The sequence below is a fragment of the Streptomyces sp. NPDC111507 genome (assembly GCF_055638955.1).
The window spans coordinates 1-25,274 of record NZ_JBVKBU010000016.1; the positions used below are offsets into that span (position 1 = coordinate 1).

Below are 25,274 nucleotides of genomic sequence, written 5' to 3' on the forward strand. Positions count from 1 at the left end.
GCCGGTTTGTTCGCAGCCGGTGAGGAAGACCTCGGCGAGGGTGGAGCGGTGGACGTATTCGCGGGGGACGGTGGTGGTGAGGCGGGGCATGGGGGTGGGGGCTGATGTTGCTGCTGGGCCTGTTGCCGTTCCCGTTGCTGTTGCTGTTGCTGTTGCTGTTGCTGTTGCTGTGGTGGCGGGGGTGGGGTGGTTGTCCTGGTGGACGGTGAGCAGGGTCATGGGGGTCTCCGTGGTGCTGTGGGAGGTGCCGGGATGGACCGTGCAGGGTCATAAGATACGAACCTACCGGTTTTCTTTTCAAGGGCGGGCGGGGAATTTCGCGGAGGTGGGCCGGGGGTCGGGTGGGGGAGTCTGGCGGGGGTGTGCGGGGTGCATATTCACTGTTCCGCTGTGGGGATCTTTGCTGGGCAAGCGGGGGTTTTGATTCCGTTCTGCGGGTGTCTTCCGGGGGTTGGGGGTGGTGTGCGAGGCTCGGGGTCGGGTGGTTGTGGGGGTGTGCTGGGGTCTCTTGTGTGGGTCTCGGGTGAGGCTATAGTGAAACCGGCCGAGCGGTTTTGTTTTGCGAGTGGTTCTCTGGCGGGTGTCGGTGGTGCCGGGGGGACGGTTTCCGGGATGCGGATGGCCCGGGCCGGCACCCGGACGCACACGGCCCGGGGTCCTCTTTCGGGGTGAGGGGTGCGGGCCGTTCGCATGGCGTCGCAGCCCGACGGCCGGTACCTCGGCGGGTGACAGGCGTGTGGTGCGTGCGCATTCGGCCTTGTCTTCCTGGGACGCCTCACCAGGAAGGACGCAGCGACGGTCGCAATCAACTACCGCGTCAGCGCGGCGGACGCCGAACAACTGGTTGCGGAGCTGGAGAAGAACCGGTAGTTGACGTCTGATCGAGGCAACTGACGCTCACTCGCCGCTGGCTACTTGCCCCTGAAAGGGGTTTGGCCTCGTGGCGATGCTGGTGTGGAGAGGCGGCGACGTGCCGTCCGCTTGCGGGTGGCCTCTGTGGAGAAGCAGGGCTGGGGCCGAAGGAAGCATGGAACGTCAGCAAATCGACTCTCTGGTGAGTAGACGACCCGATCGTCCCAACTCCCCAGGCCGGCCCGTCACGTTGGTGTCATGAGCACGCATCAGCCCAGCCCGGGGAGGGGCCCGCGGTGCTCGGCAAGGATGCGCCTGGAGGCCTCAGGTGGTGGCCTGCTCGTGTGCCGGGCTGAGGTAGTGCACGGTGGTCTGTTCGGCGTGCGGGATGAGCAGGCCCTGCAACTCCTCGGCTGCGACCTTGAGAAGGTCGCCGTCACGCGTGGCGTGGAGGGTTTCGAGGACGAAGGTGACGTGGGTGGAGTCCTTGGTGACGCGGGTGCGGTGGGCGTCGCGGTGGTTCCAGTGGCGGGTCAGGACGCCAGTGGTGTCGGCGTAGATGATCTCGCCAGGCTTGGGGTTCTCGGTGGTGTCGGGTTCGCCGAGCGGGGTGAAGGTCTCGGTGCCGTCTGCGTGGCGGATGTCGATGTCGCCGGTGACGTGGTCGAGGTCGAAGGCGCCGGCGGGCAGACCGTGGCGGACGGAGACGGCGTTGTAGGAGTCGACGGCCGGGTTGATACGCGGCAGGGACCCCTTCTTCGCGAGGCGGCGGCCGAGCGCGTCGACGCTGGGGCGGATGCGGCGGGGGTTGGTGCCGAAGGCGCGGTAGGCGGTGTGCCACGCCTCGATACGGGGGTCGTCCTCGTTGGCGGGCTGCCAGGCGCCGTCGGCAAGTTGCTGCTCCAGGTCCTCCATGGCGGCGGTGGTGTGGGGCCAGGATTCATGGCTACGCAGGCCGGTCGCGGTGACCAGGGCGACAAGGGTGTCGGGGAAGGCGTCGGCGACGGCGGGGCTGAGGCGGAAGACGGTCATGAGCGGGGTTCCGTTCCTGTGTGCGTGTGGATGGGCGCGGGTCAGGGCTGCCAGGGTCCGATGCGGTCCAGGCGGCGACGCTGCTGGAGGGCGGTGGGTACGTCGAGGCCCTGGCCGCGCGCGGTGAGGTGGTCGGCGACGGCGGTGCGGTGCTCGACGGGCTTGTGGTCGTCGTACTTGAACTTGGCCACCACGTCGGTGACTTCGAGGCGCAGGCCGCGGATGCCGGGCAGCATCCGGCCATACGGCGGCTGGTCGACGGCGACGGGGGCGTGGTCGCCGTCGGGCTGGAAGTGGGCGAGTTGGCGGCGCAGCAGCTCGGCCTTGGCCTCGGGGTCGTCGATGATGTGGGCGCGGCAGGTGAACTGGACGGCCGTGTAGTAGCTGGTGGGGACGCCGTCGGTGGGCGGGGTGCCGGCTGTGGCGCGCCATGGGCCGGGGATGAATGCGTAGTCGCCGAAGACGGTGAGCAGGACATTCGGGTCGTGGTCGATCGACTTCCAGGCCGGGTTGGGACGGGCGAGGTGGACCAGGAGGTGGTCGCCGTCACTGGTGAAGTGGGTGGGGACGGCGACGGGCGGGTGATCGGGCAGGCCGTTGGCGCTCAGGATTCCGAAGTCGTGTCCATCGGCGATCCAACTCTGCCATTCGGCTTCGTCCAGGCTGGTGTCCCAGGGCTGGATGAACATGCTGTGCTCCTTGCGTAGTTGGCGGAGGTGGGGGAGGGAGGGGAGGGGGGCTCAGGCGAGAGCGAGGAGGCTGACGGCGACGGCGGCGGTGCCCAGCCCGACGAGCTGGGCGCGACGGATGCGTTCGGCGAGCAGGCTGCGGGCGAGCAGGACGGTGCCGGCCGGGTAGAGAGCGGTGATCATGGCGACGACGGTGAGGTCCCCGCTGCGGGCGGCGAGAAGGAACAGCAGGTTCGCCATGGAGTCCAGCACGCCGGCGGCTGTCGACATCGCGTACGCGGGGCGCTCGGAGCCGAGCCTGCGGTACATGAGGCCGGCCGCGGCCAGGGTGACGGTACAGGAGACCGCCCGGCCGATGATCAGCGGGGCCGCGCCGCTGTCGGAGGGTGCCTGGTGCAGGAAGATCAGCTGGAGGGCGATGGCACCGCCCGCGCCGAAGGCCAACAGTAGCGCGGTGCGCGACGGGCGTGCCGACCCGGAGCCATGTCCGGCGCTGACCAGGACCACCGCGACCAGCGCGAGCGGCAGGCCCACCAGCCCGGCGGCGCCGAGGTGCTCGCCCTGCAGTAGGCCCACGCCCACGGGCAGCACGGCGGACACGAGGGCGGTGACGGGCGAGAGTACGTTCATCGGGCCTATCGCCAGGGTGCGGTAGAGCAGGGCGAATGCGGCGGCCGAGGCGATGCCGGACGCGGCGCCCCAGCCGAGGGCGCCGACGCTGAACGAGGCGCCGAGGAACGGCCACAGCAGCAGCTCGACCGCGAGCGAGGCCGGGGCCGCGATCATCACGGTACGCAGCACATGAGCCTTACGTGCCCCCAGACCGCCGAGGAAATCGGCGCATCCGTAGGCGAGTGAGCTGCCCAGGGCCAGCAGCAGAGCGATCACGGTACATCCCTTACGATTCGATGGAACGACTAAACGGTACAACAAACCGACTGAGGTGTGTCAACCAAATGACCGGGCGGTGCACTACAGTGATCCACTGGCGAGGATGGTGATCGGATGGCCGAGACAGAGGCAGCCCTGCGGACGCTCGCGCACAACGTCAGGACGGCCCGCACCCGCGCGGGCCTGTCCCTGGACGAACTCGGCCGTCGCGCCAAGGTCAGCAAGGGGGCTCTCGTCGGGTTGGAGAAGGCGCAGGGCAACCCGAACTTCGCCACCCTCGTCCGGCTGGCCGACACCCTCGGCGTCTCGGTGTCCGCTCTGCTGGAGGGGCCGTCCGAAGGTCGCGTCCGCGTCGTGGCCGCCGATGCCGTGATGCCGTTGTGGACCGGTGTGCAGGGCAGCGAGGCCCGGCTCATGCTGACGACCTCGGGCCCGGCGCCGGTCGAGGTCTGGCGCTGGAAACTGGAACCGGGCGAGGAGTACCCCAGCCACCCCCACCAGGCCGGAGTCGTGGAAACCGTCAGCGTCACCGCCGGCCGGATGACCCTGATCGTCGACGGCGCCGAGCACACCGTTGAAGTCGGGCAGACCGCCACCTTCGACGGTGACGCCCCCCACACCTACCGCGGCGCCGGCACCGAACCCTGCCACCTGATCATGACGGTCCACCTGCCGCCCGGTCCGGTTTCCACATCCTGAGCCGACGGCACCGGGGGAGGCCGCAGCGGCGCCGTCCCCTTCGTCCCGGCCGCCGGCAGGGCGTCTACGATCATCTGACCGCCGACGGCTACGAGGTCACCGTCGTGCAGAATCCGACCCTGTCACTGGCCGGCGACATCGGCGCGACGCACCAGATCCTCGACGACCTCGACGGCCCTGCCGGTGCTGGTCGGCCACTCCTACGATGGCGTCGTCATCACCGAAGCGGGCAACCACCCGAACGTCGCCGGGCCTGCCTACATCGCGGCGTTCGCGCCCGACAAGGGCGATCCGTCAATTCCCTGATCGCCGACCCGCCGCCCGGTGCGCAGGTTCCGCCGATCCTGCCGCCCAAGGACGGGTTCCTGTTCCTGGACAGGGGCAAGTTCGCGGCGTCGTTCGCCGCCGACGTGCCCGCGGCGGTGGCCGCCTTCATGGCCGATTCGCAGGTGCCGTGGGGCGTGGACGCGCTCGGCGGGACGGTGTCGGAACCGGCCTGGCGGACCAAGCCCTCGTGGTACCTGGTCGCCACCGATGACCACATGATCCCGCCGCCCGCCCAGCGAGTCATGTCCGAGCGGGCGGGGTCGACCGTCACCGAGACCCCGGGCAGCCACGCCGTCTACGTGTCCAACGCCGCGGCCGTGGTGGCCGTCATCAACCAGGCGGCCCATGCGGCCTCCGCCCGCTGGCGGAGGTGTCGCATCCCGCGTCGCCGCTCAGTCCGTCTCGCCCGGTTTCTCCGGCCGGGCGGCACTTCACTTTCCGCCGCCGGTGAGCAGCGCAGGGCTGACGAGGTGCCAGCGCGGCGGCCCGACGGAGACGAGGAGCGCCGCACCTGGCACCTCGCACACGCGGCGGTCGAGCCGGACGAGCAGATCGCCGAGCTGCTGGCTCAACTGGCCCGCCAGGCGCGCGGACGCGGCGACGCCGTCGGTGCGGTCGCCGCCTTCACCCGAGCGGCCGCTCTCAGAGCCTGTCGGGTGGCCAGTTGATTACGCCGAGCATGGGCCGCTGACGGCCTCGGAGTTGTCACACTGGCACACACCACGTGATCATTCCGGGGCCGTCGCCGTGCCTGGGCAGATCGCAACCGTCACGCGTCTCGCATGACCAGGCACCCCGACACGTTTTCAGAGGAAGACGCGCGCCAGCTCCAGCCACTTCTGAGCGTCCTCGCCGGTCGCCGTCATGTTGGTCTCGGACCAGGGGCGACGCCGGGTGACACACAGGCAGAAGTCGAGAGCGCCGCCCTGTACCCGTTGCGCGGCAGCCTCGGGGCCCCACACCCAGGTCCGTCCGTCAGGTGCTGTCAACTCGACGCGGAAGGGGTCCGCCGGCTCAGGCAGTCCGACGGCGGCGAAGGACAGCGCCCGTCCCAACACCCCCAGCGACGCCACGTGCTGCAGTCGATCCGTCGGGCGGTGCGCCACGCCCACAGCATCGAAGACGTCCTGCCCGTGTGCCCAGGTTTCCATCAGACGAAGGGGCACCATCAGGGCCGGGGTCACCTTCGACATGTACCAGGGGAATGCGTGGTCCCATGGCGTGTCGCGCAGTGCCGCCGCCAGTTCCGCTCGACCGGCCCGCCACTCGTCCAGGAGTACCGACCGCGGTTTGGCCGCTCCCGCGGCGGCGGCCTTGTCTGCGTACCCGCTGCCTTCGGCTTCCGCCCGCCTGAGCTCGGCGCCGAACGCGTCCGGAGTGCGTAAGGCGCTGAGTGCGTTCGCGTCCGCCCACGCGAGGTGGGCTATCTGGTGGGCGACCGTCCAGCCCGGTGCCGGTGTCGGTATGGACCAGTCGTCCACTGCCCTGACCAGGACGTCGAGCTCGTCGCCCTCAGCCACCAGGGCGGACAGGACACCGGCGTCATCTACATCGGGGACGGCGAGGTTGTAGTTCAACATGTGCGCCATGGTGCCACTCCTTCCTGATCAACGGCGGAGACGAAGCGTGCGGGCAGACTCCGATGTCGCCGGAGTCTGCCCACTCGGTGGTGAGGCCCGAGGCGCCACGGGACCATCGCGCTTCCTCGACGGCGGCGCAGAGCGTGTCGGGCTGGCTGGTCATGCGAGACGCGTGACGGTTGCGATCTGCCCTCCAGGCACGGCGACGGCCCCGGAATGATCACGTGGTGTGTGCCAGTGTGACAACTCCGAGGCCATCAGCGGTCCATGCTGTCCGTTCAGCCCGACCGATGAGATGTGGGAGGTCATCCGGCCGCTCTTTCCCGTGCGTAACCTGCGGAAAGGCGGCGGGGTGCGTAAGTACGGAGACCGATTGGTGCTCGACTCGATCTTCCACGTACTGCGCTCGGGCTGCCAGTGGCGGATGCTCCCGCGCGACCCGATGCCTTGGGACGCGGCGCACCGCTGGTTCACCAAGTGGCGCCGGGACGGCAGCTGGGACCGCATCCAGGATGAGCTACGCCGCCAGCTCCGGATCGGGGCCGGACGCGACCCTGAGTCGTCGACCGCCGTGATCGACGCCCAGTCGATCAAGACCAGCGAGGGCGGCGAGGCGCGTGGATTCGATGCGGGGAAGCGAACGACAGGGCGGAAGAGACACGTGATCGTCGACACGATGGGCCTGCTGCTGGTCGTCGCGGTCACTTCCGTGTCCGTGCAGGACCGCGCGGGAGGCCGCACCGTCCTGGCCCGGCTCGCGGCTGCCTTCCGCACGGTCAGCCTGGTGTGAGCCGACGGCGGATAGACCAACTCCGTTGATTCCACACTGCTTTCATGGGCCCGCGACGCGTTGGGCATCGTCGTGGAGATAGTGAAGCGGACCGATGATGTCGGGGGCTTCAAGGTCCTGCCCCGTCACTGGGTGGTGGATCGAAGTTTCGGCTGGCTGGTCCGAAACCGTCGGCTGGCCCGCGACTACGAACGGCTGACCGCGACCTCCGAGGCCATGATCAAGGTCGCGATGATCCGCCTGAGGCTCGTCCGGCTCGCCGGGCAGTCATCGCGGTGGAGCTATGAATCCCACCGCAAGACCGCGCGAACCAAGACCACCGAAGACCTCATCGTGGCGTAATCAACCGGCCACCCGACAGGCTCTCAGCCCGGACAGGCGCGACCGGAGCCGCAGGGCCGCTGCAGCCACCTACCTCGGCACGGACGCGACCGGAAACCTGCTCGACGTGCCGAGGCTCCTGGAAGCGTGCCGGCCGACCCACGACGCCGATGCGACCTCGTGGGCAACGGCGCTCGCGGCGGTACACCACCTCCTGCTCAGCGGCGTCGGGGACGTCGACTCCGCGTACCGTCTGCTGATCAAGGCCGTCGACACCGGACTGAGCCGGGGGACACACCGCACGACGTCCTTCAGGAGGGCCTGTACACGCTGGCGTGGATCAGCTTCTTCGGCGCCTGCGCGGAACTCCGGGAACCCCTCGAACGAGCCGTCACGCGTCTGACTTCCCGCGTCTCGGAATCGTTGGCGTTGCTGATGAGTTGTCTCGGCGATCCGGTCCATACGTAGCTCCCTCACCTGCGCCGACTCGACGACGCGGTCGGCGGACTCGCGGCGGCGGACTCCGTCGAGATGATCCGGATCGGCATGGCCGGCCAGTACGGCTGCGAATCCGGGGAGCGGGAGCAGCTCGCCCACCTCAGTGAGGAAGACCTGCGGCTCAGCCGCCGGCACGGCTACCACCTCCTCGCCCAGACGTTCCTCCACCATCAAGCGCTGCTCGCAGCGACACGCGGAGACACCGACCGGGCGGAGGAGCTCGCCGACGAGATCACGCGTTTCGCGGCACCCAGGCGTATCCAGCTCCTCCTCACACTGGCCGCGGAGATCAGAACGAGAGCGGCTCTCGGCCGCGGAGAATACGAAGCGGCATTCCTGCAAGGGACCTCGGTCAGCCCCGCCGGTGTCCTTCCGCATTTCCAGGCACCTACCCTGTGGCTGATTCCGGACCTCGTGGAGTCGGCCCTTCTCTCCGGTCGGCGCGTCGAAGCCGAGGCGCATGTCGCAGCGCAGCGCCGCGCCCAGGTACCCGCGATATCGGACAGGCTGGCGCTGGTGACGCACGGCGCGGGAGCCATGACGGCCGACGACGCCCGATTCGTGGCGCAGTTCGAACGCGCGCTGGCCCTACCGGGCACCGACACCTGGCCGTTCGACCCTGCCCGCATCCGGCTCTTCCACGGCGAACGCCTTCGGCGCGCCAAGGCCACGCAGACAGCGCGTGAACAGCTCAACGCCGCCCTCACGACCTTCACGCAACTGGGGGCATCGCCCTGGGCCTACCGCGCGCGGAGCGAACTGCGAGCATCAGGCCTCGCGGCTGTCCAAGCCGGCGCCTCGCCGGACGTCCGCCTGTCACCTCAGCATTACGAGATCGCGAGGCTCGCCGCCGTGGGTATGACGAACAAGCACATCGGTCAACGGTTGCACCTCTCGCCGCGGACCGTGGGAAGCCACCTCTATCAGGTCTTTCCCAAACTGGGCATCACTTCTCGCGCAGCGCTCCGCTCCGCGATGCCCTGCAAGAGCCCGGGAAAGCAGCGGACGCAGGACCGAAGGGCACTGTGCCTCCGCAGCCGTGATCGCCGACTTGCGCGGGACGGCCCTGAGCGGCAGAACTGCGTGGAGTACAGGGCCACAAACCCCGCCTCGGCGACATGGCCCGGACGCGAAGCCGCACCGGCGGTGCCTTCAGCCGTGAGACCTGCATAGTTGGCACCAGGGGCGCCAGCTATGGAAACCAGACCTCGTCGATGCTGTCCTCGCCCTCCTCGCTCCGGTCGACAACGAACGCCGACTCGAAGCGCTCTTCATCCGCGTAGACGGACAGAGCACCGCCGGTGAGCATATGGAGGAAGCCGTCGTAGTCGAAGAACCCTTCATCGCTGATGTCGTATCCCTCACCCAACCGGTCGGGGTCGATCCCCACAGCGGCCAGAGTGCCCCGCGGGTCGCCGGTGATCTCCAGCTCGTCGAAGCCCTCGACCATCAGATCAGGGGTACCGGGCACAGCAACAAGGATCTTCGTGTACGAGGCGCCGAAGTCGCGTTCGCAGACAGCGACGATCCGGGCATCCGGATGCTTCTTCCTCTGCGCCTGGAACTCGTCCTCCAAAGCACTGGCCATTACCCCGTCTTCGACAAGCGCAGGGTCGCTGATCTTCGCCGTGGAGCCCCACACGGCCGCGCGTACGCCGTCCAGCTCTTCCCGGCTGGCCGGGCTTCCCGGATGCTCCAGCCGCGACGGAGCGTACTCACGGCGGATCACCGAGACGGTCGACAGGGACAGCACCGCAGCCCTGGCCGCGTCCGGATCGTGGGCAGTGGCAGGCGGCCGCTCAGTGGGCTGGAGCGGGGCCGCGAAGGGGGGATGGACGACGACCAGATGCGCGTGCCCGCTGTGACGGGGATTCACCTGCGTTCCGGGGGATACGGGACTCATGCCGCCGAGCGTATGCCGCAGCCCGCGATCCGGATGTAACGGTCTTGTGGAGAAGGGGAGTTGACCCGGTTGTCGAACGGTGTATCGACTACGTCCGGTACACGTGTGTGTCTAGCGTGAGGTCCGTTCGTCGGCGCCACATCGACCACGGGGGCCCCTGGTGCCACGAACACCCCATGCCCTACTGGGCCCCCACGGGGACATCACGTGCCAAAACCCATACGCAACCGGCGGTTGCGTGCGCTGCGCCGGTCGGCCGTCGCACTCGCGTGCGCGACGGTCATGGCCCTCACCGGGCTTCCCGGAATCACCTTAGCGACCGCTGCGCCGAAGCCGCTGGACCCGGGCAAGCGCTGTGACGAGTTGTACGGCCTGCCGAGCAGCACCAGTCCGACCGTTGACCTGCCGGAGTTCGACGCGTCCCGCGCGAAGTCCCAGTGGGACGCATACGAGTACGTCAACCCTGCTAAGGAGTGGGACGGTCTCGGGCCGCCGTCCGCCGACAAGGAAGCCGCACTGTCCAAGCTGACCAAGGCCCCGGCGACACAGCCTGACCGGGTCTGGTGGAGGTGGCTCCAGCAGAAGGACAAATACCCCAAGTTCGAGGACTACCGGGACGCGAAGTTCATCACGAACTCCGGGAACGACCCCCGCGGCAAGGCCTTCGAACGGAAGGTGATCAAGGATCACGGGCTGGTCGGACCGGACTGGATCTGCCAGAAGGAGGTCGAGTTCAAGGACCCCGACACCGGCAAGACCTACCGGCGCAAGCTCGACGCCTACAACTCGCGGACGAAGCAGATCCTGGAGATCAAGTCCAACGGCAGCCCGGACCGCAGAGAGATCCCCAAGGACCTGGCGTGGGCCAAGGACCCCAACTGGAAAGACAGCCGGGCCAAGTTCGTCTTCGCCGAGCCCCAGAAGGCCGACGCGAAGAAGTTCCTGGGAGACATGCGCCAGATCGCCGGGGACCGGGTCACCGAGTACAACTACCGCTCCGACCGCGTGGAGCTCGCCCCCAAGGGCGGACAGCGCGCCACGAGCGGTCTGCTGGAGCCCCCGGGCCAGTCCGGCTCCACCCGCGGCGGCGCCACCGACCTGATCCGCGAGTCGCGGCCCACCCCGAAGGACATGGCGGAATACCTGAATCGCAGGAACGTCGCCAACCCGGGTGGTCTGCCCCGTGGCCCCGGCGGCGTCGACTTCTCCACCCTTGACCTGAAGTACATCGGCAAGCCGGTCAAGGGCAAGGGTGTCGACTTCGCTTTCGATGCGAACGAAGACCCCACAGAGAACTCCGGATGGGGCGGCAAAGCCAAGGCCCAGCTCATCTCGGACGCGTTCTTCACCTGGCTCGCCCTGAGCCCCGACAAGTTCTGGGTCAACCTCAACCCGGATGAGCCGGACCGCATCATGGACGCCAAGTTCGGCAAGACCGACGCCGGCCGCGTGCTCCTGGAAGCCGACCTCCAGATGAAGCACGACTTCTACAAGGCCATGGACCCCGATACCGACCTCGGCAAACGCTATTGGGCGGCCCTGCCCAAGCAGAACGGCTACCCGTGCATGCCCGGCCTGCGCAACTGGATCGAGCCGAAGACCGCGCAGGTCCGCGAGCAGGACGGCGGCATCTACATCCTTGACACCCCGCTGCGCCTGAAGTCGACCGCGCAGACCACGATCACCCCTGGCCCCGGCACGCCGATCTGCACCCCGAACGAGGCCGAGACCAAGGCGGCACAGCGCGTCATCGACCAGATGATCGTCCCCGCGGTGGAGAAGACCATCAACACCGCACCCCAGTACGCCGACCTGCGGCGCGTCTACACCGCCCGCGTCGCGGCCGAGTACATCCGCCAGCAGGACGCCAAGGCGCCCACCGACTACCACAAGATCATCAACAGTGGTGACGTCTCCCGCTGGCCGCTGCGCGCGCCCAACCAGAACTGGACCCGTGAGGCCCTGTTCAACAAGTACCGGTACATCTACACCCACGGCGAGTTCGAGTACAAGATTCCTGCGAACGGCACCGTCCAGGTCTACCTGGTGGGCGGCGTCGACATGTCCAAGCAGCCCAAGCACAACGTCACCACGGCCCGCTTCACCGCCCAGCACCGCTACCTGCCCCGGCAGACGCAGACGAGCGTGAAGACCCTCACCGACAACACCGACATGACGGGACAGGTCCTCCTCGGCGCAAACACAGCCGCTGACGACACCGGCACATCCACGCCCACACCCACGCCAACCCCGACACCGACACACACGGGCAAGCCGACCCCCACCCCGACCCACAGCGGTGGAGGCGGCGGAAGCACGCACACCCCGGCACCCGCCACGCCCGCACCCAGCGAGCCCGGTGGTGACCTCGCGCACACCGGCAACGACTCCCCGATCGGCCTGATCTCGGGTATCGCCGCCGCCCTTGCCGTGGCCGGCGGGGCGCTCGTGTGGTGGATGCGCCGCCGCAAGACCGCCCAGGAGTAGCCTCCCGGCGGACGAACACACACGATGGGGCCGGTACGCGCAACCCGCGTACCGGTCCCATCATTTTCAGCACCCCTGGGGGGATGCCGGGCAGTAGGCGAGTCGTTGCCGCCGCCACCGACTTTGCCGGTGTCTGGGGAAGAGGGCGCAGCGTTCCCTGGCCAACGGTGACCGCCGATGACCATGTCGGTCAGTCCGGCCTCGCGCCGCCGGTGCCGCCGGTGGTAGTGCCGCGGTGTGGCATGTCGGGTGCGTGTGGGACTTCGGGCGGGAGGAACGCTGCTGTGTCGCGCAGGTCGCGGATGATGTCGATGAGCGCGGTGACGGCGGGGTTGGTGGTGTCGCGGCGCCAGACGATGCGGTGGTCGGCGTAGGGGCTCGGGTCGCTGAAGGGGCGGTAGACGATGCCCGCGAAGGGCCTTGCCGCCGCTGCGCTGCTGATGGTGAGCCCGATGGCCGAGCCGGTGAGCACCAGGGGGAGGAGCCGGTCGAGGCTGGAGATCTCACGGTGGATGGTCACCGTGGCGCCGCGGGACTCGAGCTGGCTGACGAAGTGATCGTGCAGCCAGGGGTTGACCTCGCGCTCGACGATGACAAGCGGTTGGTGGGACAGCTGGACGGGGTCGATCCTGTCCGAGGCCGCGAGGGGATGACCGGCGGCGAGTGCGACCACGAGCGGTTCGCGGGCCACCAGCAGTGAGGCCAGCTCGGGTGAGTGCTGAGCGGTCCAGCAGAAGCCGAGGTCGAGGCGGCGGTCGCTGAGCTCGGACAGCTGGGCGGTAGTGGTCATCGGTTGAGGGGCCAGCCGGACGGCGGGGAAGCGGGCGTGGAGCGCGGGCACCGCGAGTTGGAACAGGCGCGGACCAAGATCCTCCGCGTACCCCAGACGGAGTTCGTCGACCGTGCCGGTGGCGGCGCGGCGGCCGACGTCGAGAGCATGACGGACGGCGGCGATGGCACTGCGTGCCTCGGGCAGGAACGCCTCGCCCACCTCGGTCAGGGTCACGCGGCGGCTGGTGCGGGTGAACAGGGGGGCGCCGAGTTCGCGTTCCAGGCGGCGGATCTGCTCGCTGACCGATTGCTGAGTGACATGCATCCGGGCCGCGGCCCGGCCGAAGTGCAGTTCCTCGGCGACGGCAACGGCGTACTCCAGCTGACGTAGTTCCATGCCCGCATACTGACAGGTTCTGCCTGTTGAACATGCGGGCGTTCGTCGTTGATCGTGTCGCGGCGCAGCGCTGTAGTGGAGGTCAGGAACCAACGGCCCGACCTGAGGAGTACCGACATGCGGACCTGGTTCATCACCGGATCCTCCAGCGGCTTCGGCCGCCAGATGACCGAGCTGCTGCTGGAGCGCGGCGACCGCGTCGCCGCCACCCTGCGCAATCCCGTGCGACTCGACGACCTGGCCGCACGCCACGGCGACCGGCTGTGGCGTGCGGAGCTGGACGTGACCGACACCGCGCACATGCGGAAGGTCGTGGACAGCGCGTTCGCCGAGCTCGGACGTATCGACGTGGTGGTGTCCAACGCCGGTTACGGCCTCATCGGCCTGGCCGAGGAGCTGACCGACGAGCAGATCCAGCGCCAGATCGACACCAACGTGATCGCACCCATCCAGCTCGCCCGCGCGGTGACGCCACACCTGCGCGCCCAGGGCGGCGGCAATCTCCTGCAGACCTCCAGCATGGGCGGCCACATCGCCTTCCCCGCGATGTCGCTTTATCACACCAGCAAGTGGGGCATCGAGGGCTTCTTCGAAGCGTACGCCCTGGAGACCGAGCCGTTCGGCATCCACACCACGCTGATCGAACCGGGCATGGTCGCCACCGACTTCTACGGCGCAGCGGACATCGCCCCTTCAGAGCTGCCCGCCTACGCCGGCACCCAGGCCGCGGACTTCACCCACGGCAAGAACAGCGTGCCCCTGGAGGCCATGCCCGGTGATCCGCGCAAAGTCGCCGAAGCCATGATCCGCATCGGCGACCTCAAGGAGCCGCCGAGGCGTCAGCTCCTCGGTTCCGACGCCTACGGCCTGGTCCACGACGCCCTCACCGCTCGGCTGGCAAGCGCCGAGGCCCAGCGCGAGATCGCCTTCTCCACCGACCGGGACGACTTCACCCCACCCTCGGAGTGAGGCCCTGTTGCCGACTCACCGGAACGGACCTCCGCGCATGCTCCGCTTCACCGACAAGACCGTCGTCATCACCGGCGCAGTGCAAAGGAACTCGGCCGGGAGCACATCCCGCTCAATGGAGTGCACTCCGGCATCATCGAAAGCCTACGACCCCGCCACCGGTGAGCTCATCGTCGGCATCGACGACCAGCCGATCCCGCCCCTGGCTGACGTCGACGAGATCAGCAGTCTTGTGCTGTTCGTCGGGTCGGACGACGCGGGCTACTCGACCGGCACGGAGTTCGTCGCCGGCGGCTGCCTACCAGGGTCCGTCCCCGCCGCGGAGCTGTGACTCTCCGCGCCTCGGAGCGGTGCGGCCGGGCCTGGGCTGGGCGCCTTGGGCAGGCGCAGCAGAAAACATGCGCCGGGTGTCCGGCCCGTGAGGGTGAGCGTGCCCTGGTGACAGCGGGCGAGGTCGCGGGCGATGGCGAGCCCCAGGCCGGTGCCGCCGGAATCGCGCGAGCGTGCGTCATCGAGCCGGGTGAAGCGTTCGAAGATTCGCTCAGCGTCCCCGGCGGGCACGCCCGGTCCGTCGTCGCGCACCGTGGTGACGACCCAGCCGTCCTGATTCCGGACGGTGATCAGGATGTGGTCTGCGGCATGGCGGACGGCGTTGTCGACGAGATTGCGCAGCAGTCGCTCGAGTTCGTTCCGGTTGCCGTGAACGAGTGCGGGACCAGTGCTGTCACACGTGAGGACCAACGGGCGGTCGGCCAGCGGGTATTGCTCAGTGAGGCGGGAGGCGAGAGCTGCCAGGTCGACCGTGGCGGGCCTGGCCACCGGGGCGCGGGCATCGAGGCGGGCAAGGAGCAGGAGATCCTCGGCGAGAGCCTGGAGACGGCGGGTCTGTCGTGCGGCGGTGGTGGCCGCGGCATGCCAGTCGGTGCGCTCGGGGTAGGCGAGCGCGACTTCCAGACTGGCCAGCAGCGTGGTGAGGGGACTGCGCAGTTCGTGGGCGGCGTCCGCGACGAAGCGCCGCTGCTGGGTGGCGGCGTCGTCGAGGCGCTGAAGGGTGGTGTTGATGGTGGTGGCCAGGGCGGCGATCTCGTCTCCCGTGTCGGGCACGTCGACGCGTTCGCGGGGGTCGGTCGCGGTGACCGAGGCGGTGCGGGCGCGGATGGCCTCGACCGGCCGCAGGGCGAGCCGGATGGCGGTGTAGGCGACCGCGGCGATCAGGACGAGACCGGCGATCCCGGTGCGCAGGAGCAGGCCGTCGGCGGTCGTGACGATCGCCTCGGCGGCCTGCGGGGCCAGGACGACGTAGACCCGCAGCTTGGCGTCGTCGGCGACGCCCAGGGCGGCGGCCTTGGCGTGGCCGAGTGCGCGGGCCTCGACGTCGGCGGTCATCGCCCGGAAGGTGCGGTCGGACAGGTCGGCACTTCCATACACGTCGTCGTGCCGCGCGGGCATACGGACGGTACGGATGTTCCACTCGGGCTCCCCGGCCGCCGGCGGGGCGGGCAGCACGTGTCGGGTCCCGGAGTCGAAGCCGTCCATGACGAAGCTGTGGGCGACTGACGAGCGTCGGCCGGTGGCGACGATCTCGTAGGGCAGGGCACTTCTGTCGTCAGGAGCGACCCCCTGCTCCAACTGTCCGACGAGTCCCCAGAGTTGCTCCTGGGCCTGCGCTGTGGTGGTGTCCATGCTCTGCCGGTACACGTCATGGTGAAGCCACCAGCCGATGCCGACCAGGACGACGGCGGCGGCCGAGGCGGCTGCGAGGGCGGCGCGGGCCCGTACCGAACGCGGCCACCAACGGCGCCGCGGCTCAGGCGCGTTCACGGTCGTCCACCAGCCGGTAGCCGATACCCCGGACGGTCTGCAGGGACCGCCGGTCGAACGCGGCGTCCACCTTCTTGCGGAGAGCGCTGATGCGTGCCTCCACCAGGTTGGGATCCCATGCGTCGTCGGGCCATGCGTGATGCAGCAGGTCTGTTTTCGAGACGGCCTGTCCCGCCCGGCGGGCCAGCAGCTCCAGCACCGCGAACTCGCGGGGCGTGAGGTCTACTCGGGTACCGGCCCGGCGGCAGACGCGGGTGGCGACATCCATCGAGAGGTCGCCCACGGCAAGGACGGGCGGTGCGGTCGTGGGAGCCCGCCGCACCAGGGCTCGCAGCCGCGCGACGAGCACCACGTAGGAAAACGGCTTGGCCAGATAGTCGTCGGCCCCGGTGTCCAGGGCCTCGGCCTGGTCCCACTCGCCGTCCTTCGCGGTGAGCACCAGGATGGGAGTCGTGTTGCCCTCGCGGCGCAGCTGGGCGCACACCTTGTAGCCGTTGAGTCCGGGCAGCATCAGGTCCAGGACGACGAGAGCGTATTCGCCGGTGCGGGCCATCCACAGTCCCTGTCGGCCGTCGTGAGCGAGATCGACGGTGTAGCCCTCGGCGGTCAGACCGGTGTGCAGGGTCCGAGCGAGGTCCATCTCGTCTTCGATCACCAAGATGCGCATGACGTGCAGCGTCGCACAGTCCCCGCACGGCTTCCTGACGCCGTGATCAGGTTGGGTCAGCGACGGGTCAGCAGAGCCGGGCACGCTGACGGCGCCTTTGTTGCCTCTGAAAGACCCTGCTGCCAATGCCTTGTGACGACCGCGGCCCCGCCGTACCCGGGGCAGTGGCCCCTCCCGGACCCGCAGCCCCGCTCGGTGAGCTGAGGCTGTGCATCACTTCTTCGCTCTCACCGCTCCGCCTGCTCACTTCCCGCGTCACCGTCATGCGGTCCAAGACTTGGAGTTCGAGATCAGTACCGTTCGTGAGCAAGCACCGCAGCCGGCACAGGCCGCCTTGTCCTCCAGCGGCCTCTCCCGATTCCGCATCAAGGCCTTTGTCGCCATCGTGCCCATGACCGTGACGTTCACTCTTGGACTTTGGGGCCTCCGCAGGCAGAACAGTATGTGGGGCGACGAGTCCGTCACCTATCAGCTCGCGCACCGCGATCTGACCCACATATGGCGCACCGCCCAGCATGTTGATCTGGTCCACGCCTTCTACTACGCCATCATGCACGAAATCTACGGCCTCGTCGGTGGCGGTCTGCTGACATTGCGGCTGCCGTCGGTGCTGGCGATGTCCGCGGCAGCGGCCGGAGTCGGACTTCTGGGGCTGCGCCTTACGGGACCTCGCGCCGGGCTGCTGGCCGGACTGGTGTTTCCCCTTGTCCCGCAGATCCAGCGGTACACACAAGAAGGCCGTTCCTACGCCATGGTGTGCGCCCTCGTCACCTGGGCGACCTATGCGCTCGTCACCTGCGTCGTACGCCACACACGGTGGCGGTGGACGGCCTACGGCTCCACCATGCTGCTTGCCTGCCTGCTCCATGAGTTCGCTGTCCTCGCCCTGGCCGCACACGGCACCACGTTGCTCGTCTCCGGCGTTCCACGTTCACTACTGAGGGCGTGGAGCGTGACTGCCGCGTGCATCGTCGCAGGGCTGCTGCCGCTGGCGATCCGCAGTTCGGGGGAGTCGGCACAGGTTTCCTGGATCTCCTGGCCCGATCCCGTGCAGTTTCTGGGGTTCTTGGCCATGGTGATCGTGGGCATGAGATGTGCCCGGCGTCCCCTGAATGGCAGGGCGCCGATACAACTGTCGGCCCTGGCCCTGCCGATCCTCGTGCTCCCCGGCCTCCTGCTGCTCCTTCTCTCACCGGTCAAGCCCCTCTTTGTCGACCGGTACGTTCTCTACAGCAGCATCGGATTCGCGTTGCTGCTGGGTGCCGGGATCGATCGTTTCCACAGACGGCAGCTGTCTTCTCGGACTTCGTGGGTCGCAGCTCTTGCGGTGCTGGCCGCACTCCTGCCGCCGAGCCTTTACCTGCGGATGCCCCAAAGCCGACACGATGACGTGATCGCCATCGGCAACGCCTTACGGCATGCAGGCCGTCCCGGCGACGGACTGCTCTATCTGCCTGGCCGACACCGAGTCTGGACGGGAGCCAACCCTGAAGACACCCGGATCCTCACAGATCTGGCCCTGGTACAGGACCCCACTTCTTCGAACACGCTTGCCGGAATCGAGCTTCCCGCCCAAGACATACCGGCACGCATTCTGAAATTCAGCCGGATCGTCGCGGTCCGCGATCCAGAGGGTGCGCACTCGGACACGAACTCCCAGGAGGAGGCAAAAACAAGGACCTTGAAGCGCTATTTTCGTGAGTGTGGAACAACTCGCGTCACTGGGGCGCGTATCACGGTCTACGTCCGCAAGGCGCAGTCCGCGATGGTGGCGGCTGTCGACGGCTCCCCGGTGGACGCGAAGGCATCGCGCGATTCCCACCGGCGCCTGCACCGTCGTAATGAGCTCAGAACTGGGGCATCGAGTCCACCCATTGGGCACGCCAGGCGGGCGGAGCGAACGGCTCCGCGAAGTACTGGGTCTCGTGGGCGACCTTGCCGTCGTGGAATTCCATAATGCTGATGGTGGATGCCGGTTTCCCGTCGTAGTCGATCACATATTCGGTGACCCAAAGATCCCCACTACCGAGAATCCGGCGGAGGGTGAAGGTGAGCTTGGCCGGGTGGTGTGAGCGCAGCGCCTGGAGATTGCGGCGGCCGTGGATGCGCTCACCCGACTGGGGATAGTCAGTGATGACGTCGTCGTGATAGATCTCGTGCTCGACGTCTTGGTCCCCGGCAGCGGACGCTGCCCAGTGCCGGTCCAGCGCTGCTCGAGTCTGCTGGTCTCCCACCGCGTTCCCTCCGATCACAGAAGTATCGGACGAGATCTATCCAGGCCGTGTCCTCATTGTCTCCCCAGGCAATGCCCCCGGCCAGCCGCAGCGGGCACTGCGCCAAGGCGATCGGCGAACGGATCACGTTCAGAAAAATTCAGTGAGCCGGGTCTCCCCATCCGAGGTGCCGGCCGCTGTGCCCGATCCCCGCCGTGTGCCCGGGCGCCGCTGCCGCCTCGGCGTGCTGCCGGCCCTGTGCCTGACGACGGTGCTCGCCGAAGTCCGCCCCCTCGCGCAGAGCGCCCGGTACGCAGCAGACACCGACCCGGAGGTCCGCGTCGGACTTGACCCGGACAGTGAGGCGATGTGCGGCTCGCGCACCGGCGTCAAATCGGCGGGCCACCTGGAGGCTGCCGCCCTGCACGGCACCCAGACCGTCATCACCCAGCGCCAGGTGAGCGACGCCGCGTCAACACCAAGACAGGCAAGGCCCAGACGAGGACGGTCTACGCCGTCACGCCGACTGGACCAACATCACCCCCGCAGCCGACCACTCCCGGTCGATGGCGTCTGCCCGGATGCCGAGGTAACCGTAGTGAAGGCGTGACGGCCGGCCCAGGTCAGGGCTGCGGTTGCGGTCAGTGCGAGGCAGGGGACGGCGAAGCCGGCTCGTGGGCCGCCTGGGCCGTCGACGAGTCGACCGACCGCGGCGGCAGAGACGGCGATGCCCGCCGCGCTCGCGGAGTTCGTCCAGGTGAAGGCTTGGGTCAGGACCGACCGATCCATGACCGACTCGATAAGCGTCGAGGAGACGATGATGCACGGAGCGACGCCCGCACCGGGGAGCAGGAGGGCAAAGCCGAGCTGCCAGGGGGAGTTGGCCAGGAGCGGCAGCAGCGATGTGTAGGCGAAAAAGGTCAGGATCAGGGGCAGTTGGTCCGCGGGCGGGGTGTGCCGGCGGTGTCGCCCGTAGGCCAGACCGGCCAGCAGGCTTGCCGCGCTCATCAGCCCGTACAGGAACCCGGCCGCCGCGGCGGCGTGGTGAACGCCGGCGAAGGCGCTCACGGAGACCTGCATCGAGCCGAAGAAGACACCCAGGGCCAGGTTGACCGCCAGCAGCGTGGCGAAGTTCTGGGTCAGCAGAAGCCGTTGGCCCCGGGCGGCCGTCCGATCCGGGGAGGGCGCCGGGGCTGTACGACGCAGCGCCGCGAAGGTCATTCCAGCGCCGACGACGAGCGCCCCCGCCAGCACCGTACCCGCGGCCGGGTGCACCTGGGTTGCCATCAGCACCGCGAGGGTGGGACCCAGGAGGAAGGCGACTTCGTTGCTGATGGTCTCGAGTGCGAAGGCCGGGGTGAGGTCGGCCCTGCCGTGCAGCAAGGCCGACCAGCGGGCCGCGGAGAGCGCACCGAACTGCGGGATGGTCGCCCCGGCGGCGAGGCCGGCCGCCATCAGCGAGACCGGGGGCGCCCCCGTCAGGGTCAGCGCGACCAGGGTGGTGAACGCACCGGCGTGAGCGCACAGTAGGGGGACGAGGACGCGCGGCTGTCCGAAACGGTCCATGAGACGGGCCGTCTGCGGGCCCACCAGGGTCTCCGCCACGGCGAACGAACCGGTGACCAGGCCGCCCACCTCGAACGATCCGGGCTGGAGCCGCGGCCAGGAAGAAGGCCGTCGCGCCGGGGGTCTGCAGGGCTGAACGGTAGGAGACGGTTTCCGGCCGAGCCAATACGGTATGGCGAAATCCCCGTACGCTATGGCGGAAATCCGGCGCGGTACGACGAAACCAGTGCCGCGGTGTCACGGTGAACCTTCCGCTGCGCGGTGGGACGGTCCGGGCGGACGGCGCCCGTCGTGGGCACCGCCCCCGCCGCCAGGAGTCGTCCATGATGACGTCGACGGGGGCGGAATCGAAGTCCGCGTCGGCGTCGGCTCCAGCGCCGGCAGAAACGTTGAGTGCTGAGATCGAGGAATCGAGATCGAAGAGGGAATCGGGCAGAAGAAGACACTAGTGGCGACGGGGGGCGGAGAGAAGACGGCCCCGAAGAAGCAGGTCGCCCCACCCGGCGCGGGCTAGACGGCAGGGCAGGCCTGGGCGGCCCGGCCTACCCGTGGCGGCGCCACCTGTTGGGCGCGGGCGCCGGGGCGGTCGTCGCGTGGGGACCAACGTGCGCAGGTACGGACTGCGGCCGGAACTGCGGTCGGGTCAGGACGGCAGCCCGCCGCACGCCGCTGCCCTCCGCCAGCGATGCGCCCTGCTCCGCCGTGCCTTCCAGCGGCTCCCTGAGCGAGGCCAACTGCTGCTGTGGCACACGGAGGTCGAGGCCGAGGCCCAGGACATTGCGACACCCGCGACCCTCGCCGGCCTGGAGGCCGGCGAGGCGCGGCTCGAACTCGAACGCGCCCGCACACGGCTGCGCGTGGAGTCACGGCAGGCCCATCTCGATCTGGCCCCTGACGACTACTGCCGCCGATACAGCCGGCTCATCGGGGTCTACGCGCGCCCACGCGCCGTGCAGCCCACGCCCGACATCCAGCAGCACCGGGGCCGTAGCTCGTGCTCGTCGGCGTCGGAGTTGCTGGCGGCCACACTGGTGTACCGCGCGGTCACGGACGAGGGCGGGGGAGCGGGCTCCGGAGCCGGGGGAACGGTGTTCCCCGCGCCCACCGCCAGCGATCCGCCGACCGGCGGCTCGTCCGCGGTGCCACCGGACGTCTCCGCCACCGCGGGCGGTGGCACGGATACCCGTTTTCGGAACGCGCGGACCGGTCTGTGCCTCGACGTCCACGGCGACCGGGCCACCATCGGCGCCCCCGCGATCACCGCCACCTGCACGGACCGGCCGGGCCGGCTGTGGAGACCCGGCACGGACGGGCTGCTGCGCAACACGGCGGAACCGGAGCTGTTTCTCGACTTCCTGCAGCCGTTCGGCCTCGAACGCAGCCCGTGCAGCATCGCGACCGGCGACCGCGCCGACGACTTCCGCTACGACCTCTCGGCCGACGGGCTGCTCAGCTCCCGTCAGGATTCAGACCTTGTGGTGGACCCGGTCAACGCGGCCACGGGCGCGCCCATCATTCTGAGGACCCTCGACAGTGCCGCACCCGGGAGGGGCCGCCTCTGGACCACGTAGACGGAACCCCGTTGTCGGCGTACGGCCTCCGCTCCCCAGTTCCCTACGGATGAACGGGGTCTGGCGCCGATCTTGTGTGCGCCGTAAGGCGCTGTTGCTTCGAGCGGAGGTGGAAGACCGGGCGCCACGAAGCGCACTCGGCACCTTCCAGGAAGACCTTCTGGCGCGGCTCCTGCCCGTAGGACGCCTCAGCAGCCAGCCGTGGGTAGTGCAGCAGACTGCCGCGCACAGTGCGCAGCGGGTGCCGCGGATCATGGGGAGAGGCACTATTTACCTGTAGATGCCTTGGGCGTGACGCGGCCGAGTGGCACGATCTACGGACGGTGCGACACGATGCTTTCTGACACGCTGGTCCAGCCACGAGGGGACGCGTTCGCCGTCGTGGATGCACGTGGCGTAGTGGTCAGCTGGAGTCCCGGAGCAGAGCGTCTCCTCGGCCACACCGCAGCACAAGCACGGGGGCTGACCGGGGCGAGCCTGCTGTTCTCGCAGGCCGACGCGGCCCGGATAGCGGGCCTTCGCCCCACCGGAGGTTCCGTCTTTCTCGGTGCCTCAGCACTGCGGCACCGAGACGGCCACGCGGTAGGGGTCGTGATGTGGGCGCACCCCTGTGCGCGCGACCACGCGGAGCAATGGCTCGTCCAGGCCGAAAGCGCGGAAGCGCTGCGGCAGTACGAGCTGCGGCAGGCACTCCTGAGAGGTCTGTTCACAGAGTCGCCGTTCATCATCGACATCTTCGATGCGCGCCTGCGGTTCCTGGCACAGAACCACTCACGCAACCGTGCCCCGGGATTCGCCGACACCGTCGTCGGTCACACCATGCGGGAAGTGGCTCCGCCCGGGCTGCTGGACATGAATGCGCTGGAGGAGCGCCAGCAGCAGGTCTTCGCCAGCGGCAAGGCGCTGATCGGCACCGAAGTACACGGGCGTGACCCTCGGGAACCGGACCGCGACGCGGTGTGGTCGGAAAGTATCTTGCCCCTGCGCAACAGCTCCGGAGAGGTGGTCGCTCTGGCGCACATGGTGTTCGACGTCACCGAGGAGGCCCGTGCACGGGAGCGGCTGGACCTGGTGAACGCGGCAAGTGCCCGGATCGGCAGCAAACTGGATGTCCTGCACACCGCGAAGGAACTCACCGATGTGGCCGTGCCGTGGTTCGCCGACTACACCTACGTGAATCTGCTGGATCCGGTCTTCGGCGGCGAGGAGCCGGTGAGCGGACCGGTCCCGGACACGGTGCCGCTGCGGCGGGCCGCGGAGACGATGCTGCCAGGGGAGCCTGCTTCCATGGCGGTCGGTACGGGTGAGATCGACCCGTTCGCCGCAGCGCCCGGATCGCCCACCGCGCGGGCCCTCGCCCTTGGCAAGCCTGTGCTGCTGACCGGGCAGGAGCTTGATGCGGAGCTGACCACATCAGACTTGGGTCGGGCCGCGGAAATCCGGGAGCGCGGAATTCATTCCTGGCTGATGGTCCCTATGCAAGCGCGCGGTGCCGTGTTGGGTGTGGTGGTGTTCGCGCGCTTCGCTCGAGCGCATGCCTTCGAGACCGACGACATCCTGCTGGCCGAGGAGTTCGTGACGCGTGCGGGGGTCTGCATCGACAACGCGAGCCGGTATACCCGCGAACGGGCCACGGCCGCGGCGCTGCAGCGCAGTCTGCTGCCGCAGCGCTTGCCGGTCCTTGGCGGCGTGGAGACGGTGTCGCGCTACCTGCCGGCGAACGGGCAGGTGGTACTGGGCGGTGCATGGTTCGACGTCATTCCCCTGTCGGGTGCGCGGGTCGCGCTGGTGGTGGGCGATGCCGGGGGGCGCGGACTGCACGCCGCGGTGACCATGGCCCGGTTGCGGACTGCGGTGCGCACCCTGGCAGAGCTGGACTACTCTCCCGAAGAACTGCTCACTCATCTGGACGACCAGGTCAAGCGGTTCCGGGACGAGCAGAGCGGCGGACCGGATGCCGACAAGCCGTCGCCGACGTGTCTTTACGCGATCTTCGACCCGATCTCAGGGTCCTGCGCCCTGGCGAGCGCCGGCCATCCCCCGCCGACGCTGCTGGCGACGAGCGGAGGGGTGAAGGCCATCGAGATCCCCTCGGGCGCGCCACTGGGCGCGGGCGGTATTCCCTTCGAATCTGGAGAGGTGACGCTCACCGACGGGGACACCCTGGTGCTCTACACCGTGGGGCTGAGCAAACCCTGGGGCAACAGTGCCGACGCCCGGGCCCGGCTCCGTACGACACCGTCATCGCAACGCCCCGTGCCGGCCCCGCAGGACGCGGGCCCGCCCGGTGGCCTCGGCGGTCTCTGCGGTCTCTGCGACGAGGTACTGCGCAGGCTCCTCCCGGACCGCCTCCAGGACGACGTGGCGCTGCTGTTGGCGCGGGTGCGCGCCCTGACCCCCGAGCACCACATGTCCTGGGAGTTGGCTGCCGAGCCCGAGTCTGCGGGGCAGGCACGTGCCGTGGTGACGCAGCGGCTGGCCGCCTGGGGATTGGAGGAACTGGCTTTCACCACCGAGCTGCTGGTCAGCGAGCTGGTCACCAACGCGATCCGCTACGGCACGCCCCCCGTCACGCTGCGGCTGATCCGCGACCGCAGCCTGATCTGCGAAGTCTCCGACGGCAGTAGCACCTCCCCGCACATACGACGCGCCCTGGACACCGACGAGGGAGGACGCGGACTGTTCATGGTCGCCCAGTTCGCCAAGCTCTGGGGCACCCGGTACCACACGAGGGGCAAGACGATCTGGGCAGAGCAGCCGCTCCCGCACATCACGGACACCGACGGGGCAGGGGCTACATCGCCGGAGAACCGCCCCGTAGAACAGGGCACCTGTATGCAGGGCACCGGCCTCGAAGACATATGAGCGTGAATCCCGAGACGGCGCGCGAATCCCGAGACGGCGCCGCTCCTTGGGAGGGCCAGGTCGCAGTCGTCCTCGAAATGACGGCGACCGAGGCTCGGCATTGGACAGGACAACCGAAGAAGGAGGCGACTCCGGAAGTCGGCGTGTTGACCGTGGATTCCCCCGTCGTCCCGCCGATGAGGAGTCTGTCGCATCTGAGGGCGACACCACGGTCCTCGCGCTGTTCGACGAGCACCGCGGCAACCTCGCCCTCCAGTACCGGGTCCGTGCTGCCAACCAGTTGCACGCGCTGTTCCGCGACCCTGGTTCCCTGCGGAGCCCCGCTCCAGCTGTCCACCGCCGAGGCTTGATGAAGAATTGAGGAG

The 25,274-nt window shown here is 68.9% G+C and carries 21 protein-coding genes; 11 read left to right on the forward strand and 10 right to left on the reverse strand.

What is annotated here, in order from left to right; all coding sequences use genetic code 11:
* Positions 1-1,176 precede the first annotated feature (1,176 nt).
* The 3 genes from ACZ7M2_RS40935 to ACZ7M2_RS40945 are packed head-to-tail and all read right to left on the reverse strand — an operon-like array spanning position 1,177 to position 3,461.
* A complete protein-coding gene (locus ACZ7M2_RS40935) occupies positions 1,177-1,884 on the reverse strand; it encodes a B3/B4 domain-containing protein (protein WP_471599646.1) in 708 nt (235 codons plus the stop codon).
* A 41-nt stretch (positions 1,885-1,925) separates the two neighbouring features.
* Entirely contained in the window at positions 1,926-2,573 is a 648-nt protein-coding gene (locus tag ACZ7M2_RS40940) for an FMN-binding negative transcriptional regulator (protein ID WP_471599647.1), read from the reverse strand.
* Between the two features lie 51 nt (positions 2,574-2,624).
* Positions 2,625-3,461, reverse strand: a complete 837-nt coding sequence (locus ACZ7M2_RS40945; protein ID WP_471599648.1) for an EamA family transporter — start codon at positions 3,459-3,461, stop codon at positions 2,625-2,627.
* A gap of 117 nt (positions 3,462-3,578) precedes the next feature.
* On the opposite strand from ACZ7M2_RS40945, the gene ACZ7M2_RS40950 reads away from it, so the two are divergent.
* Positions 3,579-4,163 (forward strand): helix-turn-helix domain-containing protein, encoded by a 585-nt coding sequence (locus ACZ7M2_RS40950; RefSeq protein ID WP_471599649.1) that lies wholly within the window; start codon positions 3,579-3,581, stop codon positions 4,161-4,163.
* A gap of 104 nt (positions 4,164-4,267) precedes the next feature.
* Entirely contained in the window at positions 4,268-5,158 is an 891-nt protein-coding gene (locus tag ACZ7M2_RS40955; RefSeq protein WP_471599650.1) for an alpha/beta fold hydrolase, read from the forward strand.
* A gap of 138 nt (positions 5,159-5,296) precedes the next feature.
* On the opposite strand, the gene ACZ7M2_RS40960 is transcribed toward ACZ7M2_RS40955, so the two are convergent.
* On the reverse strand, positions 5,297-6,079 hold the full coding sequence (locus ACZ7M2_RS40960) for a TIGR03084 family metal-binding protein (protein WP_471599651.1): 783 nt from the start codon (positions 6,077-6,079) through the stop codon (positions 5,297-5,299).
* A 286-nt stretch (positions 6,080-6,365) separates the two neighbouring features.
* Between ACZ7M2_RS40960 and ACZ7M2_RS40965 the strand changes: the two genes are divergently transcribed.
* The 3 genes from ACZ7M2_RS40965 (at position 6,366) to ACZ7M2_RS40975 (ending at position 8,852) form a co-directional block, all read left to right on the forward strand.
* The gene (locus tag ACZ7M2_RS40965; protein ID WP_471599652.1) at positions 6,366-6,860 is read left to right on the forward strand and encodes an IS5 family transposase; all 495 of its coding nucleotides are present in this window, start codon (positions 6,366-6,368) and stop codon (positions 6,858-6,860) included.
* 60 nt (positions 6,861-6,920) lie between these two features.
* A complete protein-coding gene (locus ACZ7M2_RS40970; RefSeq protein WP_471599653.1) occupies positions 6,921-7,202 on the forward strand; it encodes a transposase in 282 nt (93 codons plus the stop codon).
* 510 nt (positions 7,203-7,712) lie between these two features.
* Entirely contained in the window at positions 7,713-8,852 is a 1,140-nt protein-coding gene (locus tag ACZ7M2_RS40975; protein ID WP_471599654.1) for a helix-turn-helix transcriptional regulator, read from the forward strand.
* Between the two features lie 19 nt (positions 8,853-8,871).
* Here the strand turns inward: ACZ7M2_RS40975 and ACZ7M2_RS40980 are convergent, their stop codons facing one another.
* Positions 8,872-9,582: a DUF6333 family protein gene (locus tag ACZ7M2_RS40980; protein ID WP_471599655.1), complete on the reverse strand. Its 711-nt coding sequence runs from the start codon at positions 9,580-9,582 to the stop codon at positions 8,872-8,874.
* Between the two features lie 207 nt (positions 9,583-9,789).
* On the opposite strand from ACZ7M2_RS40980, the gene ACZ7M2_RS40985 reads away from it, so the two are divergent.
* A complete protein-coding gene (locus ACZ7M2_RS40985) occupies positions 9,790-12,069 on the forward strand; it encodes a hypothetical protein (RefSeq protein ID WP_471599656.1) in 2,280 nt (759 codons plus the stop codon).
* Between the two features lie 190 nt (positions 12,070-12,259).
* On the opposite strand, the gene ACZ7M2_RS40990 is transcribed toward ACZ7M2_RS40985, so the two are convergent.
* Complete coding sequence (locus tag ACZ7M2_RS40990; RefSeq protein WP_471599657.1) at positions 12,260-13,237, reverse strand: LysR family transcriptional regulator; 978 nt, start codon at positions 13,235-13,237, stop codon at positions 12,260-12,262.
* A 117-nt stretch (positions 13,238-13,354) separates the two neighbouring features.
* Here ACZ7M2_RS40990 and ACZ7M2_RS40995 point away from each other — a divergent pair, with 117 nt between their 5' ends.
* Positions 13,355-14,206 carry an SDR family oxidoreductase gene (locus ACZ7M2_RS40995; RefSeq protein ID WP_471599658.1) on the forward strand — a complete coding sequence of 284 codons (852 nt, stop codon included), beginning with the start codon at positions 13,355-13,357 and terminating at the stop codon, positions 14,204-14,206.
* Between the two features lie 37 nt (positions 14,207-14,243).
* Positions 14,244-14,537, forward strand: a complete 294-nt coding sequence (locus tag ACZ7M2_RS41000; protein ID WP_471599659.1) for a hypothetical protein — start codon at positions 14,244-14,246, stop codon at positions 14,535-14,537.
* Here ACZ7M2_RS41000 and ACZ7M2_RS41005 read toward each other — a convergent pair.
* Positions 14,468-16,027 carry a sensor histidine kinase gene (locus ACZ7M2_RS41005; protein ID WP_471599660.1) on the reverse strand — a complete coding sequence of 520 codons (1,560 nt, stop codon included), beginning with the start codon at positions 16,025-16,027 and terminating at the stop codon, positions 14,468-14,470. The two genes, ACZ7M2_RS41000 and ACZ7M2_RS41005, sit on opposite strands and share 70 nt — an antisense overlap.
* Positions 16,014-16,694, reverse strand: coding sequence for a response regulator transcription factor (locus ACZ7M2_RS41010; RefSeq protein ID WP_471599661.1), 681 nt, complete (start codon positions 16,692-16,694; stop codon positions 16,014-16,016). Before ACZ7M2_RS41010 ends, ACZ7M2_RS41005 begins: the two co-directional genes overlap by 14 nt.
* A gap of 277 nt (positions 16,695-16,971) precedes the next feature.
* Here ACZ7M2_RS41010 and ACZ7M2_RS41015 point away from each other — a divergent pair, with 277 nt between their 5' ends.
* Positions 16,972-18,651: a glycosyltransferase family 39 protein gene (locus ACZ7M2_RS41015; RefSeq protein WP_471599662.1), complete on the forward strand. Its 1,680-nt coding sequence runs from the start codon at positions 16,972-16,974 to the stop codon at positions 18,649-18,651.
* Here the strand turns inward: ACZ7M2_RS41015 and ACZ7M2_RS41020 are convergent.
* Complete coding sequence (locus ACZ7M2_RS41020) at positions 18,542-18,946, reverse strand: nuclear transport factor 2 family protein (RefSeq protein ID WP_471599663.1); 405 nt, start codon at positions 18,944-18,946, stop codon at positions 18,542-18,544. The genes ACZ7M2_RS41015 and ACZ7M2_RS41020 overlap by 110 nt on opposite strands.
* A gap of 498 nt (positions 18,947-19,444) precedes the next feature.
* Positions 19,445-20,542, reverse strand: coding sequence for an MFS transporter (locus ACZ7M2_RS41025; protein ID WP_471599664.1), 1,098 nt, complete (start codon positions 20,540-20,542; stop codon positions 19,445-19,447).
* 524 nt (positions 20,543-21,066) lie between these two features.
* Between ACZ7M2_RS41025 and ACZ7M2_RS41030 the strand changes: the two genes are divergently transcribed.
* A complete protein-coding gene (locus ACZ7M2_RS41030; protein WP_471599665.1) occupies positions 21,067-22,044 on the forward strand; it encodes a hypothetical protein in 978 nt (325 codons plus the stop codon).
* Positions 22,045-22,245: 201 nt separating this feature from the next.
* On the forward strand, positions 22,246-24,909 hold the full coding sequence (locus ACZ7M2_RS41035; RefSeq protein WP_471599666.1) for a SpoIIE family protein phosphatase: 2,664 nt from the start codon (positions 22,246-22,248) through the stop codon (positions 24,907-24,909).
* Positions 24,910-25,274: the final 365 nt, after the last annotated feature.

Bases quoted from the DNA above. Each gene is read 5' to 3' on its own strand.
- ACZ7M2_RS40935 (WP_471599646.1), bottom strand. From the start codon at position 1,884: ATGACCGTCTTCCGCCTCAGCCCCGCCGTCGCCGACGCCTTCCCCGAC.
- ACZ7M2_RS40940 (WP_471599647.1), bottom strand. From the start codon at position 2,573: ATGTTCATCCAGCCCTGGGACACCAGCCTGGACGAAGCCGAATGGCAG.
- ACZ7M2_RS40950 (WP_471599649.1), top strand. From the start codon at position 3,579: ATGGCCGAGACAGAGGCAGCCCTGCGGACGCTCGCGCACAACGTCAGG.
- ACZ7M2_RS40960 (WP_471599651.1), bottom strand. From the start codon at position 6,079: ATGGCGCACATGTTGAACTACAACCTCGCCGTCCCCGATGTAGATGAC.
- ACZ7M2_RS40965 (WP_471599652.1), top strand. From the start codon at position 6,366: ATGTGGGAGGTCATCCGGCCGCTCTTTCCCGTGCGTAACCTGCGGAAA.
- ACZ7M2_RS40975 (WP_471599654.1), top strand. From the start codon at position 7,713: ATGATCCGGATCGGCATGGCCGGCCAGTACGGCTGCGAATCCGGGGAG.
- ACZ7M2_RS40980 (WP_471599655.1), bottom strand. From the start codon at position 9,582: ATGAGTCCCGTATCCCCCGGAACGCAGGTGAATCCCCGTCACAGCGGG.
- ACZ7M2_RS40990 (WP_471599657.1), bottom strand. From the start codon at position 13,237: ATGGAACTACGTCAGCTGGAGTACGCCGTTGCCGTCGCCGAGGAACTG.
- ACZ7M2_RS40995 (WP_471599658.1), top strand. From the start codon at position 13,355: ATGCGGACCTGGTTCATCACCGGATCCTCCAGCGGCTTCGGCCGCCAG.
- ACZ7M2_RS41000 (WP_471599659.1), top strand. From the start codon at position 14,244: ATGCTCCGCTTCACCGACAAGACCGTCGTCATCACCGGCGCAGTGCAA.
- ACZ7M2_RS41010 (WP_471599661.1), bottom strand. From the start codon at position 16,694: ATGCGCATCTTGGTGATCGAAGACGAGATGGACCTCGCTCGGACCCTG.